At 62.3% G+C, this 14946-nt stretch carries 11 protein-coding genes; 5 read left to right on the top strand and 6 right to left on the bottom strand.

Annotated features, from left to right (window positions below):
* Positions 1-68: 68 nt before the first annotated feature.
* The 6 genes from OSA81_00835 to OSA81_00810 all read right to left on the bottom strand — a co-directional run bounded on the left by OSA81_00835 (position 69) and on the right by OSA81_00810 (position 10419).
* On the bottom strand, positions 69-3218 hold the full coding sequence (locus OSA81_00835) for a hypothetical protein (protein MDE0897537.1): 3150 nt from the start codon (positions 3216-3218) through the stop codon (positions 69-71).
* A 222-nt stretch (positions 3219-3440) separates the two neighbouring features.
* Positions 3441-5030 (bottom strand): M28 family peptidase, encoded by a 1590-nt coding sequence (locus OSA81_00830; GenBank protein MDE0897536.1) that lies wholly within the window; start codon positions 5028-5030, stop codon positions 3441-3443.
* Between the two features lie 96 nt (positions 5031-5126).
* Positions 5127-6542: an NAD(P)(+) transhydrogenase (Re/Si-specific) subunit beta gene (locus tag OSA81_00825; GenBank protein MDE0897535.1), complete on the bottom strand. Its 1416-nt coding sequence runs from the start codon at positions 6540-6542 to the stop codon at positions 5127-5129.
* Positions 6539-8140, bottom strand: a complete 1602-nt coding sequence (locus OSA81_00820) for a Re/Si-specific NAD(P)(+) transhydrogenase subunit alpha (protein ID MDE0897534.1) — start codon at positions 8138-8140, stop codon at positions 6539-6541. The genes OSA81_00825 and OSA81_00820 overlap by 4 nt, the downstream gene beginning before the upstream one ends.
* A gap of 123 nt (positions 8141-8263) precedes the next feature.
* Complete coding sequence (locus tag OSA81_00815) at positions 8264-9340, bottom strand: hypothetical protein (GenBank protein MDE0897533.1); 1077 nt, start codon at positions 9338-9340, stop codon at positions 8264-8266.
* A complete protein-coding gene (locus OSA81_00810; GenBank protein MDE0897532.1) occupies positions 9337-10419 on the bottom strand; it encodes a hypothetical protein in 1083 nt (360 codons plus the stop codon). The genes OSA81_00815 and OSA81_00810 overlap by 4 nt, the downstream gene beginning before the upstream one ends.
* A 118-nt stretch (positions 10420-10537) precedes the next feature.
* On the opposite strand from OSA81_00810, the gene OSA81_00805 reads away from it, so the two are divergent.
* From OSA81_00805 to OSA81_00785, 5 genes are all read left to right on the top strand, one after another.
* Entirely contained in the window at positions 10538-10957 is a 420-nt protein-coding gene (locus OSA81_00805; GenBank protein ID MDE0897531.1) for a copper resistance protein CopC, read from the top strand.
* Entirely contained in the window at positions 10954-11901 is a 948-nt protein-coding gene (locus OSA81_00800; GenBank protein MDE0897530.1) for a CopD family protein, read from the top strand. The genes OSA81_00805 and OSA81_00800 overlap by 4 nt, the downstream gene beginning before the upstream one ends.
* A gap of 46 nt (positions 11902-11947) precedes the next feature.
* A complete protein-coding gene (locus tag OSA81_00795; protein MDE0897529.1) occupies positions 11948-12430 on the top strand; it encodes a cytochrome c in 483 nt (160 codons plus the stop codon).
* A 92-nt stretch (positions 12431-12522) separates the two neighbouring features.
* Positions 12523-13488, top strand: a complete 966-nt coding sequence (locus tag OSA81_00790) for a hypothetical protein (protein ID MDE0897528.1) — start codon at positions 12523-12525, stop codon at positions 13486-13488.
* 69 nt (positions 13489-13557) lie between these two features.
* Positions 13558-14904: a hypothetical protein gene (locus OSA81_00785; GenBank protein ID MDE0897527.1), complete on the top strand. Its 1347-nt coding sequence runs from the start codon at positions 13558-13560 to the stop codon at positions 14902-14904.
* The last annotated feature ends 42 nt before the right edge of the window (positions 14905-14946 follow it).

The raw sequence follows: 14946 nt of genomic DNA, 5'->3' as shown, positions 1-14946 counted from the left end.
CGTCCCGCTCGGGGCCTCAAGAGGGCTAGCCTCGGGAGGGCGTGAAGGAACAGACTCTCGTGCGATCCTCAAGTCACGGGGCGGGGCAGGTAGATCTCGGGCAGTCCGGCCGCTCGGAGAATCTGATTGTACGTTGGTATGTCTTCGGCCAGGATGCGCTGAAGCTCGGCTTCGTGCTCGGCCCACTCGGCCTGATAGTCCCGCGTCACGTCACGAACACCGACTGTGACCGGGATGTTTGCACCGCCGATTCGCCCGAGGAAGTCTTTGTACTTCATGAGGAGTCGGGCCTCGAACATGTAGTTGTTCTGACTCGTCTCGAGACGCTTCTGAAGAATCTTCTCGACCCATCCGTCGATTGTCGCCGACAGCGCGACGCCTCCCTCCACGACGGCCCCAGATTCTGCGATGCCAAGTGCGAACTCTACCTGGCCGAGCGCACGCTGTAGCGCCATGACGCCTCGCTCCATGGCCTGTGCGCTTTCGAAGATCGACGCGGAGATGCGGTCGAGTTCCTCGTACTCTGCCACCGGGTCGGCGGCGATTCCAACCAGGCGAGGATCGATGAGAATCTTGAAGTCTTGGCTCTGAACCTCGGCGCCGACCGTCAGCCGCGCAGTATATCGGCCGGGTGTCGCCGGATATGCCGACAGGTTCCGAGACGTATTGGTAATCTCTTCAATGCAGGCGAAGCGACCTATGCTCATGTCCCAACTCCATCGATTCGCTCCGGCGCTCCGGCGGAGCCTCCGAGGGCGAGGCGAAGCCTCACAGTCCGGTCGCTCGTCCGGCGCGTGGTCTGCGAAGACGACTCGGCCAGCTGAATCGAGAATCTCCATTGACATGGGTACGTCCGACGCCACGGCATCGCCTAGGACATAATTGACCTGGAGCCCGGCCGGAGGGTTCTCGCCAGGCCCACCTTCGGCGTAGTAGCCGCTCGCGATCGTCCGGTAGGGGTCACGAGGGTCATACAGGTGCATGCCGGCAGACGCGACCGCGTCAGAGATTTGATGCAGCGGCGTCAGATCATCGAGAATCCACAGAGAACGTCCCTGTGTGGCGACGACCAGGTCCTGCTGGCGGATCCTGAGGTCGGTAATCGGGACTTCGGGAAGATTAAGATCGAAGGGCTGCCAATTCACCCCGTCGTCGAAGGAGACGAATAAGCCGTTCTCGGTCCCCGTGTAGAGGAGGCCTTCGCGGTCGGGGTCTTCACGGATCGACCGAGCGAAGGTGTTTTCAGGGATCCCATTTACGATCTTCTCCCACGTCCGCCCGTAGTCGTTCGTCCGAAAGAGATAGGGTGTGAAGTCGTTCATCTTGAAGCCGGCTGCGGCGAAGTACGCCTTGGCCGGATCGTGCGGCGAGGGCTCTACCACGTTGATGATGCTCTCCGGCACGCCCTCGGGCGTCACGTTCTCGATCGTCACGCCTCCATCTCGGGTCACATGGACGAGCCCGTCATCAGAGCCGATCCAGATCAGGCCTTCCTGAATGAGTGACTCTTCGATATTGAAGACGTTGTTGTAGCTCTCCGCAGTGATCTGCTCGTTCGAGATCGGGTACCCACCTTCGCCCTGTTTCTCGACTTCGTTACGGGTAAGGTCCTCGCTCAATACCTCCCACGTATTCCCTCGATCGGTGGACTTCATGAGGTACTGGGAGCCGTAGTAGATCACGTCAGGATCGTGCGTCGAGACGTAGACCGGTCCGTTCCAGTTCGCGCGGTATTTGAGATTCTTCGGCTGCTCTCCGGTCACGCGTTCCGGATAGGGACGCACCATGCGGTAGTTCCGCGTCTCGGCATCCCACTCGCCCAGGAAGGACGCGAAGAAGGTGCTGTAGACGAAGCGTGGGTTCTCAGGATCGAGACCCACGGTGGCCGACTCGCCCGAGCGGATCGTCTGCCAATGGTGTTCGCCGATTCCGCCCCCCAAGGTACGACTCTCGGTGACGATTCCACTCGCGTCCTGCTGTCCCGAGTAGACCTTGTACGGGAAGATGTTGTCGGTCATCACCCGGTACATCTGAGCCGTCGGCTGATTCATGAGGGTCGACCAGGTGTTGCCCCCGTTGAACGTCACCGACGCACCGCCGTCGTTTCCGTTGATCATGACGTCCGTGTCTTCCGGATTGATCCAGAGGTCATGGTGGTCAACGTGGCTATCCGGCGTCCGAGCGAAGCTCTGTCCACCGTCGATGGACTTCATCGCTCCAGAATTCAGCACCCACACTTCGTCCGGATCCTGAGGGTCCGCGATGATGTGCATGTAGTACCAAGCACGGGCATACGTCGTGGCGTCGTCCGATACGTGCCGAAACGACTCTCCCCCGTCGTCCGATCGGTACACGCCACCTTCTCCCGGGACGGCCTCGATCGCGAGGTAAACGACGTTGTGGTCGGCCGGGGAGATGGAGACCCCGATCTTGCCTTTCAGCTCCGGCAGGCCGGCGTCGATTTCGCGCCATGTGTCGCCTCCGTCCATCGTCTTCCACACTCCTGAACCCGGGCCTCCGCTCTTCACGACCCACGGGCGGCGTCGGAAATCCCATGAGGTCGCCATCATGAAGCGAGGGTTCTCTGCGCTCACCGAGAGATCGACGATTCCGGCATCCTCGCTGACGTAGAGGATTCGCTCCCAGCTCTCGCCGCCGTCCGTCGAGCGATACATGCCTCGCTCCTCGTTCGGCCCCCACGGATTACCCTGAGCTCCAACGTAGATCACGTCGGGGTTCTCAGGGTGCACCCACATGGCCCCGACGTGTCGCGTGGCCTCGAGCCCGACGTGAGCCCAGGTCGCGCCCGCATCGGTAGACTTATAGATGCCGTCCCCATGGGACGTCTTTACGCCCCGGACCGGGGATTCTCCTGTGCCCACGTAGATCACGTTCGGATCCGACGGGGCCACGACGATATCACCGATGCCGGCTGTATTGAAGAAACCGTCTGAGATGTTCTGCCAGGAAGTTCCCGCGTCCGTCGTCTTCCACACCCCCCCACCGGTTGCACCCATATAGAACGTGTAGGTGTCGTTTGGAACACCTGTGACCGTCGTCACCCGACCGCCACGGAAGGGGCCGATATTGCGATAGCTCATCGACTGGAAGAGCGCTTCATCCACTTGGCCCGATGCGGGGGTGGGGGCGCCCAACGAGAGGGCTGTGGCAACTACAGCCAGAGCGATCCAAGGACTACGAATACGGAAAATACTCACGCGGCGATTCTCTACAGAGAGAGGTACTCGAGCGTCGACCGCGAAGGCGTGCCGAGCCCGGAAGGGAGAACATCAGAGTAGCCGGCGTTTTCAGAGGCCGGCAAGGGTCAATCAAGGGACTGGATGGGTCTAGCGCTCAGACCTTTTGACCGAATTGTTTGCGGCGCGAAGGGCCCCGAGAAAATTGTGGCAAGGCTGGGTATCACTTGTGCGAGTGGCTCATCAGCGTGGGTGGCTTAGCCGGTACAGAAAGCTGTTCTCATCCCATTGAATGGCCTCCATCTCGTTCGCAATGTGGTAGGTGACCAGAAGATTGGACCGAAGTTCGGCCCTGACCCCGTCGAGGTCCTTGGGTTGTTGATTGTCATCGATGGGCTTGTGGTACCGGTCGACGATCCACTGGTCGAGTTCCGCCTGTGCATCGATGGCGGGATCGACACTGCTTCGTGCGGCTTGCACCCAGATGGCTGGAATGCCCTCACGGACGAAAGCGTACTGGTCGCTCCGTATGAACAAGTTCTCTTCAGGAGTAGGGTCTGGACTGACGGGGGTGCCTGTTCGGGCCACTGCAAAGTCGACGGCATCCGAGAGGTTGGAGTGCTCGTATCCGAAGGCGAGAACGTCTGAAGCCGCGGCGATCATGCCCATGACCCCGTCGATATTTTGATTCGCTACGATCCGTCCGGGAGCCACTGTCGGAAACCGCGTGAAGTACTCGGAGCCGAGCATTCCCAACTCTTCCGCGGTGACCCAGAGGAAGAGCACCGACCGGCGGGGCGGCTCCATCTGGCTGAGCGCCGACGCCAGCGTGAGGATCGCCGCTGAGCCCGATGCGTTGTCCAGGGTCCCGTTGTAGGTCGAGTCCCCGCTCACGGGCGAACCGATGCCCAGGTGGTCGAGGTGGGCAGTCACGACCAGGTACTCATCTTTGAGCTTCGGGTCAGACCCCGGGAGCAGGGCCGCCACGTTGGCGCTTTCGAATGACTCATGTATGAACCGAGCCCTCAATCGAACCATGGCGCTCAGGTCGAAGGAGCTGGGCTCCCCGGCAAGGATCCGAGCGTGCACCGACTCGATGTCCTGTCCCGCGCCCCCCATCCACCCTGCTACGAGGCTGCGTCGGACCACCAGCGAGGCGCCGAGCTCTTCACCACCCGGCTCCAGGTCGATCTCGGTGTCAGGCACCACGAACCCAGTGCCGGCTCGAGAGGAAAGGCGGGCACCGTCGGGCTGGACCACGACGACACCGACCGCTCCTCTCGCCCTCAGCTCCGCGTCGCGGACTTTGCTCGCGGAAAGAACAGTACGCTCCAGAGAGCCGAAAGAATCTGGCGCACCACTGATTACCACTACGAGCTTGCCCTCCACGTCGATTCCCTCGAAGTCATCGTATCCGAGGTCCGGCGCGCTGATCCCAAAGCCCGCGAAGACCATCGGTGCCTCGAGGTCGGTTTCCGTGCCGCTGATGCGCGGCGACACCGAGAAGTCATGGCCCAGTTCGAGCGCATCTCCTCCCACCGAAAACGCTGCGGCGGCCAGGTCTGTCTCGGACTTGCGGAAGAGGATGGGCTGCAGATACGTCCCATCTACCCCGCCGGGCTGGAGCCCTAGCGCCCGGGCCTCGCGGACGACATAAGCTGCGGCGGAATCGAAGCCGGCGGTGCCGGGGCGGCGTCCGGCCATCTCGTCGCTGGAGAGCGTGGCCATTCTCTCCAGAAACGCATCGACGTTCAGGCTATCGAGTGCCTGCTCAAGAGAGAGACCCTTGTTCCCTTCAGAACACCCGAAGGACGCAGCCGCGAGAAGGATCACGAGCGTGATGGACGACGATCGCAGAGAAAAGATGGTGGGCTCCGGGAGGGAGTTTCAGGAGGACCTACTGTTTCGCACTGAAACTATCCCGCCCGCCTACAACCCCGCGACCAGCTTGGTCACGGACTCCTTGGCATCACCGAACAGCATCCGCGTGTTCTCCTTGAAGAAGAGCGGGTTCTGTACACCGGCGTATCCCGTACCCATCGAGCGCTTGAACACCACGACGAGATCCGACTTCCAGACCTCGCAGACAGGCATTCCGTAGATCGGGCTGCTTTCGTCTTCCAGGGCACCCGGATTCACGATGTCGTTCGCACCGATCACCAGGACGAGATCCGTACGCGAGAAGTCGTCATTGATCTCGTCCATCTCGAGGACGATGTCGTACGGGATGCCTGCTTCGGCCAGCAGCACGTTCATATGACCGGGAAGGCGCCCTGCCACCGGGTGGATGGCGTAGCGCACGTCGACGTTGCGCTCCTTGAGCTTGGATGTGAGCTCACGGACGATGTACTGCGCCTGCGCGACCGCCATGCCATAACCGGGAACGATTACGACGCGGCGTACGTCGGCCATCTGCCGTGCCAGTTCTTCTGCCGCCATGGCAACAACATCGCCCTGGTCGTCCGGATCGACTGGGGCGGCCGCGGGCTTGCTGTCGCCCGTCCCGAAGCCCCCGAAGACCACGCCCCAGATCGAGCGGTTCATGGCTTGGCACATGATGTAGCTGAGGATGGCGCCCGAGCTACCCACGAGCGCGCCCGTAACGATCAGCAAGTCGTTGCCGAGCATGAACCCGGCTGCGGCCGCGGTCCACCCGGAGTAACTGTTTAGCAGTGAGACGACGACTGGCATATCGGCCCCACCGATCGCCATGACGAGGTGCACGCCAAGCACACAGGCGATCGCGGTCATGATGCCTAGGTACGGCAGGCCTTCGATGCCCGGCGCCTGCATGAACGGCACAGCCAGCCCAATGCAGGTCAGCAGTGAGATCAGGTTGAACCAGTGGCGACCCGGCAATAGCAGTGGCGTCCCCGACATACGACCATCGAGCTTCGCCCAGGCGATGATTGAGCCGGTGAAGGTTGGTGCGCCAATGAATACGGCCAGCCAGAGTTCGGTCCCGTGTACGATCGAGGCCGCGCCTTCTGCCGCGTGCCCCATGGCCGGGTTCAGATAGGTGCTGTAAGCAACGAGAACGGCGGCCAGCCCGACGAAGCTGTGGAGCATCGCCACGAGCTGAGGCATCGACGTCATGCCAACGCGGGCCGCCAGCGTGAAGCCGATGGCGCCACCCACGACGAGCGATCCGATCAGGGCGGGTGAAAACTGCACCGCGAAGTCCGCGCTTGCCGGTATGAGTGCGGTAGCAGCTACGGCGATCGCCATCCCGACCATGCCGTAGACGTTTCCACGGGCGGCGGTGTCCTGTCGACTGAGGCCGCCCAGGCTGAGGATGAAGAGCACTGCGGCCGTGAGATAGGCCACTACGAGCAGGCCCATCATGTCGAGCTCCTCGGCTTGAACATTTCGAGCATTCGTCGAGTCACGGCGAAGCCGCCGACCACGTTGATGCTGGCGAAGAGAATCGCGAGAGCGCCGAGGATACCGGCGAGGTCGAGTTCACCGCTGCCTGCCTGGAGCAGGCCTCCAACGATGATGATCCCCGAGATGGCGTTGGTGACGCTCATCAGCGGAGTGTGCAATGCGGCTGTGACGCTCCAGACAACCTGCCAGCCGACGAATACCGCCAGCACGAACACCGTGAAGTGCTGCAGGAAATCGGTCGGTGCGTACATCCCCAGCAAAGCCAAGGCGACGGCTGCGACCGCGGTAGCGATGTTGCGCCCCGCCGATGAAGCAGCTGGAGTCTCCTTCTTGGGGGCAGCGACGCTACTGCTCGCGACCGGGGCTGGCAGTTTCTCGCCAGCCTTCTCGACCGACGACTCATCAGCCTGCGCGGCCGGAGGTTCGGGCCGTGCTAATGCCGGTGGAGGCCACTTCATCTCACCATCTCGCAAGACGAGCGCTCCACGAACGACCTCGTCTTCCTCGTCGATGCGGAAGCCTTCTTCACCGACCATGTCATCCAGAAGATGGACGACGTTCGAACTGAAAAATCGACTAGCGTGGCTGGGCAGCCGTGAAGTGAGATCGGTGTACCCGATGACCTTCACACGGCCATCGGCAACAGTGGCGATCTCCCCAGGCACGGTGTACTCACAGTTGCCCCCGTTGGCCGCGGCGAGATCGACGATGACCGAACCCGGCTTCATCGAGTCCACCATCTCTTTCGTAATGAGGATGGGGGCCTTCCGGCCAGGGATCAGCGCCGTGGTGATGATGATGTCGACATCCTTCGCCTGCTCGGCGAAGAGAGCCATCTCTGCGTCGATGAACTCCTTGGTCATGACCTTGCCGTAGCCACCGCCACCGTCACCGTCTTCGTCGAAATCGAGTTCGAGGAACGCCGCGCCCATGGATTGCACTTGCTCACGTGTAGCGAGGCGCGTGTCGAAAGCCCGAACTTCGCCGCCCAGACCTCGTGCAGCCCCGATCGCCGAGAGACCCGCGACTCCGACTCCGATGATCAGAACCTTCGCCGGGGGCGTCTTTCCCGCCGCGGTGATCTGCGGCATGAAGTAGCGGGGGTACACGTTGGCGGCCTCGAGCACGGCCCTGTAGCCGGAGATGTTCGCCATCGAACTGAGGACGTCCATCTTTTGCGCCCGGCTAATGCGCGGAATGCAGTCGAGCGCGATGACCGTAGCGTTTCGGTCACCCAGCTTGCCAACGAGCGCCTCGTTTTGGCCGGGGAAGATCAGCGAGACCAGCTGCCCCCCTTCGTGCAGGAGGTCGACTTCAGTTTCCGTCGGCGGGTTGACCTTGATCACCAGATCCGCCGAAGCCCAGAGCGTCGCAGCGTCGGGGACGATCTCGGCTCCGGCCTCGGCCAGCATGGTATCAGGCATGCCGCAGCCATCACCGGCGCCACTCTGCACGGCAACTTCGAAACCGAGTTCGATCAGACGTACGACCGCCTCGGGTGAAGTCGCGACGCGTCTCTCACCGTTCTCGACTTCAGTAGGTATTCCGACCTTCAACACTGCCTCCAATGGGTTCGTTGCCCTGTAGCGATTGCCACGGGTAAGTAGATAGTGGCAGCCATGTTGGCCGATTTGGTTACCAATGTTGACCCCTGAGCGGCCCTGAGCGTTGTTGGGCCGCTAGCGGATCTTAACCACGGTCACGGTCGGGAAGGGATCATCCTGCACCAAGTACAGGTGCCGCCCCTGCGCCGTGAGGGCCAAGGGGAACGATTTCGACCGATCCACCTCCGATCCGTCGGCAAGGTCGAGTAGGCGAGATTCGAACCTTTCGAAGCCAGTGTCCGCGGCAAATTCACTGGTTCGCAGCTCATGCTGAACGAGGATCATCCCTCGGCCCCAGGGGACGACCGAGCGTAGCAGGTGTGAACCCTCGGGGTCGAAGGCACGGCCGAGTCCGATCCCGTCGTCGCTGTAGGCAACGATCGGCCTGAGGTCCCTGAACTCCTTGCTCCAGAGGGGCGTCCCGTTCGCGTCGTGCAGGCGGACGATCGACTGTACGAAGCCGACGTCGACGACGCCCGCGGCCGTGCACAGCAGCGCGGAGGGTGTCAGCTCTTCTAGTGCGATCTCTAGAAGATCCGGCCTGAGTGTCTCTGCTCCTGCCACCACTGGAGCGGGAGCGAACGACTGCGTGATCCCCTCTTCACCGATTTCGTGAACGACCGTCCCGTCCTGCCAGTAGCTCAGATAGGTCCGGTCCCCCGAGGCGCAGAACCCTGTCTCACCAAACGCGAAGGCCCGCCACCGGTCGACGAACTGGATCGACGAACTGCCGACGGAAAATTGTGAGACCCATGAGCTGCCTGGGTCCCAGACAAGGAGATCTCCTGGTTCACGCCATGCGATCGCCAAAGGGCCGTCCAGTTGTCCGGCCTTAAGGCCGGTCTCGGCGATGGACCCGACGTGCTCACCTTGGGCGTCGAAGATGTGTATCGCCGGTCCGCCGAGGTCGAGCACTGCCAGTCGCCCGTCTGCGTCGGCCTCGATGTCCCACAGGCCTTCGAAGGCTTCCCACGGCTCTCCGGATGCTGCGCCGATCACGAACAGGGTGTCGAACACGACCGCATCGAGCGCCGTCGGAAGCTCAGGCTCGGCGTCCGCACAGGCACCGAGTCCCAAGACGCCGGCCCCCAGTGCGAGAACCAGGCCGGGCGTTGCCCGGCGTCCATCGCTGGGGCTCTGGGACGCCGTCACCCTCTCGGCATTCCCGGAATGGAGACTAGTCCTCCACCCCCGCCCGACAGATGCGCAGCGTGCCCGTCGGCATTGCGCTCATTCTCGAGCATGAGTGTGAGTGGGTAGCCGCCTTGGAAGAAGATTCCGTGCCGCAGCGCCATGATTTCCCACTCATCCTGGTCCGTAACCGCCGCTTCCGGGTCCATGAAGAAATCAATAGTCGCGGCAGTGGCTACCTGCACGTCTGATGTCTCAGGCGACGCAAGCACGTCGGCCAGTACCTCCAGTAACATGCTCAGGTTGTCCCAGATCATCGCGGCCTCTGGACTGAGCCAGATGAACCCGGGCGCGATCGCAGGGGCCAGAGGAATCTCGCTGGGGAAGAACTGCGGGGGTTCGCCGTAGCTAAGCTTGGCGTGATAGCGCGTGGTGACGGTGTCGATACCTGCATCACGCGCAGGTCCGGGATCGAGGTCCGTCAACGGCTCGGTCGCTGCCAGCCGAAGCCAATGGCCGGCCCAGAGAAGACCGGTGAGGTCAGCGTACCCGGACCGGAAGCCGAGGGCGTATTCATGGCCGTAGAGGATGTCCATGTTCTTCGGCACGTTGGGCAGCGCGGCTTCGGGTCGACTCCGGTAGCGGGTCACCGCGTCCGCCAAAGCAGCGGCTTGATCCTTAATATCGGGATCGGCCAGAATCGATATCACCTCTCTCTGGAATGCCTGACCCCACCGGACGATCTCCGCACCGCGTGGACCAAGGGCCGCGTATCCCGACTCTGCGGCATCTGCTTCCTCTTCAGAGGTTCCCTCGGCCTGGACCAGAAACGTCAAGCGGTCGACCATGTCGAACTCGAAGCCGAAAGTCGGCACGTCGCCGCCACTCTCACGAACCGTTTGTCCCTCTCGGGCGAGTTCGCCGAGGAGCACACCATGCGCTCGCTCCAGTCGCACGACGAGGTCGTACAGATCTGGCTGGAGCCGTTGGAGTGCTTCCGCGCGTCCGAGATCACCCGAGTCCTGTCCTGTCACTGGCTGGACAGCGATCGGGGCGAGAACGAGGGCTGCAAGAAACGCAGGTGTGGTCCTGATGAGCATGCGGAAGTCGACCTTCTCCGAGGCTGGAGCGTCGGGGGTTGTTGCACCAAGGGGGCAGGCCCATGATGGCCGAAGAGAATCATGGCAGCAACCGGACACGCCGGGACGCAAAAACGGGATGAGTCGTCGAGATATCGTTGAACGAACGCGCCGGGTAGCGCTCACTGCCCTCGGCTTGGTTCTGCTGGTTGCTGGGACGGCGAGGTCAGCTTCCGTGATCCCACACGTGGCCCCGCACATCACGCTCGATGCCTCGACGCCGGCCGACGAGGAAGTCCTGGACGGCGAAGTGAGCGAGGTCCGCCTTTTCTTTTCTGAGGCTCCGCTCATGCGTGGCGCTTCGATCCGCGTTGTGAACTCCTCCCGCCAGCTCATTCGGAGCAGTCCGCCGGAGGCCGACTCCGAGGATCCAAGGCAGCTCTCGGTTCAGATCGCTGCCGGGCTGTCTGGAGGGAAGTATGTCATTCAATGGCGCTGCATTGCGGACGATGGCCATGTGATGCGGGGTTCGTTCACCTTCGACGTTGTCGGGCGTTGATTACTGCGCTGACCACGTTCCAGCAGTGGCTCCTCTTCAGCGGTACCACAGTGGTCGTGGGGTGCGTCGCCTGGCGGGTCTTGGTCATGCCTCGCGCGCTAAAGGTGCTGGCCGCAGAAAATGCGACAACCATCACGCGTATAGAACAACGGGTCGCCTCGCTCGGCCTGATTTCGACAGGCGTTCTTTTCGTAGCGTGGACCCTGCGGCTGGTCGTGCAGGTCATGGGCTTTCGAGATCCCTTCGTTCCCCTGCGGGACGACGTCTCGTTCCTGCTCTTTGAAATTTTTTGGGGTTCCGTCTGGATCGCCCAGGGCGCAGTTCTGACCCTGCTCGCCGTGGCCTTGTGGCTGGCGGGTCGAAAAAGTCGCAGTACCTCTGAGGCGGCACAGCCGGAGGCCCCGGTCGTTCTGAGCGCCGGATGGGCGGTGGCTATGCCCCTCGTCGTCACGCTCGCGGCAACGCTCGCCATGTCTGGACACGCGATGGGTGTCGACTCGGCGCGAACGCTTGCCGTGACCGTGGACGCGACGCACACGCTCGCGGCGGGGGTGTGGATGGGCACACTGGCGGTGATCCTGACAGTCGGCCGCGTTCGTGGGGAGAACAGTCCGGCGATTTTCGCCTCACAGATCCGAAGCTTCTCACCTCTGGCGTTGGTCAGCGGGATCACGCTCGTGGCGATGGGCGCGGGACTGGCGTGGAAGCATTTGCATGCAGTGTCCGATCTGTGGACACTGACCTATGGGCGCCTCTTGTCTGCGAAGGTCGCACTGGCTCTCGTGATTTTTGGCCTTGGCTTCCTGAACTGGAGACGGGGTCTGCCCCTCTGCGACACGGAGCAGGGAGCCGAAGTGGTTGGGCGCCGTGGTGTATGGGAGGTGTCCCTTGCCGCTGTCGTCATTTTGGTGACCGCCGTGCTGGTGCACTCGGCAAAGCCGTAGCCGCCAAGGAAGACCGTGTGGAATTGACGAACCGAGCGAGGAACTGATGAGACGAACAGCGATCTGGTCTCGGAGCGTCGCGGCCTTGGCCGGTGTCGCCATGTCGTTCACCGCCTGCGGGGGGGCGGAGGACCGTGAGGTCGTCGAAGTAAGTGAAGGTCAGGCGCTCTACGCAGGAAACTGTGCGATGTGCCACGGGGAACTTGGGCTCGGGAACGGTCCGATGGCGGCAAGCCTGCCCATAGAGCCGCCCAGTCTCCTTGAGCACCTCGGACACCATGCCGAGGATCAGCTCGTCAGGATTATCCGCACGGGCGTGCCCCCGGCGATGCCGCAGTCTCCGCTCAGCGAGGACGAGGTCAAACTCGTCATCGACTACACATGGACGCTCGTGCCTGATTCTCTGGTGGAGGGGCTCCGCGAGATGCAGCGATTGGCGGAGATGGGAGTGGAGATGCCAATGGGGGGAGCGATGGACATGCCGATGGACGACGCAGCGGACATGCCGATGGACACTATGCGCCGTTAGCTCAGTGGGTCACCGCGTCCGCGCACCTTTCGGATCGCCTTGCAATCCTTAAGCTTTCCTGCGAGCAGGTGAACAGCAGTGAGGAGGACCAAGTGACGCGACTCAAGACCACCCTGACGCTCACCGTGGTGTGTGCGGCCACTCTGACGGTAGGTGCCGACGCCCAGGACTGGACGCAGCGGGAGTTTCCGCTGGCCCCCTCCAACGCGAACGAGAACTTCGTCGCACCCTATTTCGACGGTTTCTACCCGAACGCGGACGGCACCTACACCTTGTCGTTCGGCTTTCTGAACCGAAATGACTCAGACTTGATCGAGATCGCACTCGGCGAGGACAACTTCATTGAGCCGTCGGAGTTTGACGGCGGTCAGCCAACTACGTTTCCGGTCGTCGGGTACTCAGGCTTCGGAGGGCCACGCGAACGGGGCGCCTTCGGCGTGGTGGTTCCGGCCGATTTCGACGGTGACGTATGGTGGACCGTGACGACCGATGGCTACACGACCCGCGTCCCGGGCAGGTTGGAATCACCCGGCCCGATCATCAAGGGCGCCTATGAGCTGAGCAGTGGCGCGATGGCCGCGGGCTCGCTCCGTCCCGGCATTCGCTTCAGCGAAGAGGATCTAGCGGGCTGGGGTATCGGAGGTGTCGAGCATCCCGAGGTTCTGACCACCAAGGTCGGAGAGCCAGTAGAGGTTCGTTTCTGGGCGGAGGACCGCGGCGAGCGCGACCTCGGTCTGGTCAACATGACCCTCTGGAAGCACCAGGGACCTGTCGGCGGCATGATCGCCTTTGAGTCGATGCTAGAGGCACCGGCAAACGCCGCGCCGGCGCGCGGACGGGCTCGCCCGTTCGGCCCAGGGCCGGTGAATACCACGGATGTCGTCCCGATCCCCAACGAAGGGCCGCTGGCCAATCGGGGACAATTCACGGCGACGTTCGACACGCCAGGTGAGTACGTGATCCGGATCCGTATCGACAACTTCGGCGCTCCGGATAGTATGCCCGGTCAGCAGTGCTGCTGGTCGAATGGATACGTAGTCGTGAGCGTGAACGAGTAGCAGGCAGTATTATGGATTAGGGTCCGGTCCATCGCGGACAAGCCCAGTGAGTCTTGAGAGGAGTTGACCATGCAAATGTCCATCCATCGGTCGATGCCGCAGAGTGTTACGACGGGCGTACTAGCCCTTCTCGTGACCCTCGGGGCCGGCCATACAGGTGAACTCGCTGCCCAGCAGATGACTGGGCCGAGTCCGGATGCGTCGGCGGAGCTGACCTTCACGCGGGACGTCGCTCCCATCTTGCAGGCGAACTGCCAGGTTTGTCACCAGCCGGGCGCCATCGGGCCGATGTCGCTCATGACGTATCAGGATGCACGACGCTACGCTCGCCGCATGAGCCGCATGGTCGAGGGCCGGGACATGCCTCCGTATCAGTACGACACGGATGTCGGCATTCAGGATCTCAAGGAAGACTGGCGGATGAGCGAGGAAGATATCGCGACCATCACGGCCTGGGTCGCAGCTGGCTCGCCTGAGGGCGACCCTGCGGATTTGCCGGCGCCTGTCGAGTGGCCTGACCCCGCCGAGTTCGGTTTGGCAGGGCAGTTCGGTGAGCCGGATTTGATCATCAGGTCGGACCCTTACGACGTTCCTGAGGTCGGTCAGGACCGCTGGTGGCGGCCTCTGGTTCCGACCGGGATCACGGACGATCGGTGCATCATGGCCATTGAGACTAAGCCCTCGATCGAAGGGCGGGCTGTGGCTCACCACGCCAACTCGTCTTTCCGGGTCGACGGTCAAAGCGCAGGCCGACTCTCGGAGTACGCCCTTGGGAAGGTCGGCGAGATTGTGCCAGAGGGTGCGTGCCGGAGGGCTCCCGCCGGTTCCGACGTTGCGTTCGACATTCACTACTGGCCGAACGGCGTGGACCTCGTGGACGATCAGGTTGAGATCGGAATCTGGTTCCATCCGGAGGAATACGAAGGAAAATACGACCAGACGCTGAGTTTGTATTTCCTGAACGGCGGCCGTGGGTATGACATCGCTCCTCACGGAACGCTGATGACTCAAGGTTTCCATTCGTTCGACACCCCGGTGCGAATCGACAGTTTCCAGCCGCACGGTCACACGCGACTGGTTGCGATGTCGCTCCAGGTCCTGCGAGCAAATGGCCGACGGGAAACGGTGAGCATGGTTTCGAACTGGAGTGCTCTGTGGCACCACAGCCACATCTACGAAGACGACGTTGCGCCGCTACTGGAAGTAGGTGACCAGTTGATCGTGACCGGTTGGTACGACAACACCGAGAACAACCGGTACAACCCGGACCCCGACCAGTGGGTGGGTATTGGCGATCGCACGGCCGACGAGATGTCGCATACATGGCTTGCCATAACCCATCTCGATGAAGACGGGATGGAGAAGATCAAGGCTGACCGTGCGGCTCGACTGATTAGCGAACAGCCCGACCGATGAGGTAGGGGTTCGGCCGTTCGCCACTACAACAAAGGCCCAGCT

The sequence above is a fragment of the Longimicrobiales bacterium genome (assembly GCA_028823235.1).
GTDB lineage: Bacteria > Gemmatimonadota > Gemmatimonadetes > Longimicrobiales > Gaopeijiaceae > UBA2589.
Note: the sequence above shows the minus strand (reverse complement) of the source record. Positions and strands in the feature narration are given on the sequence as shown.

What these genes read in the sequence shown, in the direction of transcription:
- OSA81_00825 (MDE0897535.1), bottom strand. Translation starts at nt 6,542, where the DNA reads ATGATGGGCCTGCTCGTAGTGGCCTATCTCACGGCCGCAGTGCTCTTC.
- OSA81_00810 (MDE0897532.1), bottom strand. Translation starts at nt 10,419, where the DNA reads ATGCTCATCAGGACCACACCTGCGTTTCTTGCAGCCCTCGTTCTCGCC.
- OSA81_00805 (MDE0897531.1), top strand. Translation starts at nt 10,538, where the DNA reads ATGAGTCGTCGAGATATCGTTGAACGAACGCGCCGGGTAGCGCTCACT.
- OSA81_00795 (MDE0897529.1), top strand. Translation starts at nt 11,948, where the DNA reads ATGAGACGAACAGCGATCTGGTCTCGGAGCGTCGCGGCCTTGGCCGGT.
- OSA81_00785 (MDE0897527.1), top strand. Translation starts at nt 13,558, where the DNA reads ATGCAAATGTCCATCCATCGGTCGATGCCGCAGAGTGTTACGACGGGC.